Origin of the sequence: Rathayibacter sp. VKM Ac-2928 (assembly GCF_022815545.1) — a bacterium.
Taxonomy (GTDB): domain Bacteria; phylum Actinomycetota; class Actinomycetes; order Actinomycetales; family Microbacteriaceae; genus Rathayibacter; species Rathayibacter festucae.
Genome location: NZ_JALGRU010000010.1, coordinates 1852 through 5599 on the forward strand (window position 1 = coordinate 1852; position 3748 = coordinate 5599).

A 3748-nucleotide genomic window follows, 5' to 3' on the forward strand; every position below is an offset into this window, starting at 1 on the left:
GTGGCTGGATCTCGACTCTCCTGGATCCTTTTTCCACGCCTGGGTGTGTGGGGGAGGGATACCGCCCGTATTTTGAGAACTACACAGTGGACGCGAGCATCTTAGACTCGGGCAGCCTTTGCGGGTTGTTCGGGTCGACAAGATTCGCAAGGAGCAGCCTTCGGGTTGTGTTCTTGCCAATCATTGGATCTGCAACTTTTCGAGTTGTGGTTTCTTAAACTCATGTGATTTTCAAGTTTTTAAGAGCAAACGGTGAATGCCTTGGCATCTGGAGCCGAAGAAGGACGTCGTAATCTGCGATAAGCCTCGGGGAGCTGATAAACGAGCTGTGATCCGAGGATTTCCGAATGGGGAAACCCCGCCAGGCCCCTTGTGGTGACCTGGTGACTCCCGCCTGAATATATAGGGCGGGTAGAGGGAACGTGGGGAAGTGAAACATCTCAGTACCCACAGGAAGAGAAAACAACAGTGATTCCGTCAGTAGTGGCGAGCGAACGCGGAAGAGGCTAAACCGAATCATGTGTGATACCCGGCAGGGGTTGCATGGTCGGGGTTGTGGGACTTTTCGTTGTGTTCTGCCGAGCACTGAACGTTACAGCGCATCATAGACGAACAGGTTTGAATGCCTGGCCAGAGCGGGTGCGAGCCCCGTAGTCGAAATGGTGTTATGGCGTGAAGAGTATCCCAAGTAGCACGGGGCCCGAGAAATCCCGTGTGAATCTGTCAGGACCACCTGATAAGCCTAAATACTCCCAGATGACCGATAGCGGACAAGTACCGTGAGGGAAAGGTGAAAAGTACCCCGGGAGGGGAGTGAAATAGTACCTGAAACCGTTTGCTTACAAACCGTCGGAGCTCCCATGTTGGGGTGACGGCGTGCCTTTTGAAGAATGAGCCTGCGAGTTAGTGCTCTGTGGCGAGGTTAACCCGTGTGGGGCAGCCGTAGCGAAAGCGAGTCCGAATAGGGCGATTCAGTCGCAGGGTCTAGACCCGAAGCGAAGTGATCTATCCATGGCCAGGTTGAAGCGACGGTAAGACGTCGTGGAGGACCGAACCCACTTCAGTTGAAAATGGAGGGGATGAGCTGTGGATAGGGGTGAAAGGCCAATCAAACTTCGTGATAGCTGGTTCTCTCCGAAATGCATTTAGGTGCAGCGTTGCGTGTTTCTTGCCGGAGGTAGAGCTACTGGATGGCCGATGGGGCCCAAAAGCTTACTGACGTCAGCCAAACTCCGAATGCCGGTAAGTGAGAGCGCAGCAGTGAGACTGTGGGGGATAAGCTTCATAGTCGAGAGGGAAACAACCCAGACCACCAACTAAGGTCCCTAAGCGCGTGCTAAGTGGGAAAGGATGTGGAGTTGCACAGACAACCAGGAGGTTGGCTTAGAAGCAGCCACCCTTGAAAGAGTGCGTAATAGCTCACTGGTCAAGTGATTCCGCGCCGACAATGTAACGGGGCTCAAGCACGCCACCGAAGTTGTGGCATTGACATTAGTGGTAGGCCTTCGTGGTCCAGCCGTGTTGATGGGTAGGAGAGCGTCGTGTGGCGAGTGAAGCGGCGGTGTGAACCAGCCGTGGACGCCACACGAGTGAGAATGCAGGCATGAGTAGCGAAAGACGGGTGAGAAACCCGTCCTCCGGAAGACCAAGGGTTCCAGGGTCAAGCTAATCTTCCCTGGGTAAGTCGGGACCTAAGGCGAGGCCGACAGGCGTAGTCGATGGACAACGGGTTGATATTCCCGTACCGGCGAAGAACCGCCCAAGACAATCCAGTAGTGCTAAGTATCTGAATCCCTTTGATGGATCCCTTCGGGGTGAAGCGTTGGGCCTAGCGTACGACCCCGTGCTGGTGCGTTTAGCGTATTAACAGGTGTGACGCAGGAAGGTAGCCGAGCCGGGCGATGGTTGTCCCGGTCTAAGGATGTAGGGCGAACGATAGGCAAATCCGTCGTTCATATAGCCTGAGATCTGATGGGTAGACGCAAGTCGAAATCGGTGATCCTATGCTGCCAAGAAAAGCATCGACGCGAGGTTCTAGCTGCCCGTACCCCAAACCGACTCAGGTGGTCAGGTAGAGAATACTAAGGAGATCGAGAGAATCGTGGTTAAGGAACTCGGCAAAATGCCCCCGTAACTTCGGGAGAAGGGGGGCCTGAGGCGTGAACGGACTTGCTCCGGGAGCGTTCGATGGCCGCAGAGACCAGTGGGAAGCGACTGTTTACTAAAAACACAGGTCCGTGCTAAGTCGCAAGACGATGTATACGGACTGACGCCTGCCCGGTGCTGGAAGGTTAAGAGGAACGGTTAGCCGCAAGGCGAAGCTGAGAATTTAAGCCCCAGTAAACGGCGGTGGTAACTATAACCATCCTAAGGTAGCGAAATTCCTTGTCGGGTAAGTTCCGACCTGCACGAATGGCGTAACGACTTCCCAGCTGTCTCAACCGCGAACTCGGCGAAATTGCATTACGAGTAAAGATGCTCGTTACGCGCAGCAGGACGGAAAGACCCCGTGACCTTTACTATAGTTTGGTATTGGTGTTCGGTGTGGCTTGTGTAGGATAGGTGGGAGACTGTGAAGCGGGCACGCTAGTGTTCGTGGAGTCATTGTTGAAATACCACTCTGGTCACTCTGGATATCTAACTTCGGACCCTAATCGGGTTCAGGGACAGTGCCTGATGGGTAGTTTAACTGGGGCGGTTGCCTCCTAAAGAGTAACGGAGGCGCCCAAAGGTTCCCTCAACCTGGTTGGCAATCAGGTGTCGAGTGTAAGTGCACAAGGGAGCTTGACTGTGAGACTGACAAGTCGAGCAGGGACGAAAGTCGGGACTAGTGATCCGGCAGTGGCTTGTGGAAGCGCTGTCGCTCAACGGATAAAAGGTACCTCGGGGATAACAGGCTGATCTTGCCCAAGAGTCCATATCGACGGCATGGTTTGGCACCTCGATGTCGGCTCGTCGCATCCTGGGGCTGGAGTAGGTCCCAAGGGTTGGGCTGTTCGCCCATTAAAGCGGTACGCGAGCTGGGTTTAGAACGTCGTGAGACAGTTCGGTCCCTATCCGCTGCGCGCGCAGGAAATTTGAGAAGATCTATCCCTAGTACGAGAGGACCGGGATGGACGAACCTCTGGTGTGTCAGTTGTTCCGCCAGGAGCACCGCTGATTAGCTACGTTCGGAACGGATAACCGCTGAAAGCATCTAAGCGGGAAGCCGGCTTCGAGATGAGATTTCCATCCCTTCGGGGGAGAGGCTCCCAGCCAGACGACTGGGTTGATAGGCCGGATGTGGAAGACAGGACTAAAGACTGTCGGAGCTGACCGGTACTAATAAGCCGATAACTTGATAATCACTACACTCATACCGTTGTAAAGGCTGGTAGGAGTGGTCAGAGATTGCTTGCGTCCACTTTGTGGTTCCCAGAATACGGGCTCCATACCGCGGGTCGTGTTCGCAAAGACACGATCTGCACACCGCACCCGACACTGCTCGGGGCGGATAACAGAACACACGCATGACGTGTGACCCAGATTTGACCACCACCACGCCGTAAGGCTGGCGGTTGCGTCTAGAAGGGTTACGGCGGCCATAGCGAGAGGGAAACGCCCGGTCACATTCCGAACCCGGAAGCTAAGACTCTCAGCGCCGATGGTACTGCAGGGGGGACCCTGTGGGAGAGTAGGACACCGCCGGACACCAATTCACGATGGCCACCCAGAAATGGGTGGCCATCGCTGTTTAACCAGAGGTTCT

The 3748-nt window shown here is 54.8% G+C and carries 2 rRNA genes; both read left to right on the forward strand.

What is annotated here, in order from left to right:
* Positions 1 to 229: 229 nt before the first annotated feature.
* Positions 230 to 3345, forward strand: a 23S ribosomal RNA gene (locus tag MT350_RS19850).
* Positions 3346 to 3573: 228 nt separating this feature from the next.
* Positions 3574 to 3690, forward strand: a 5S ribosomal RNA gene (gene rrf, locus MT350_RS19855).
* Positions 3691 to 3748 lie beyond the last annotated feature (58 nt).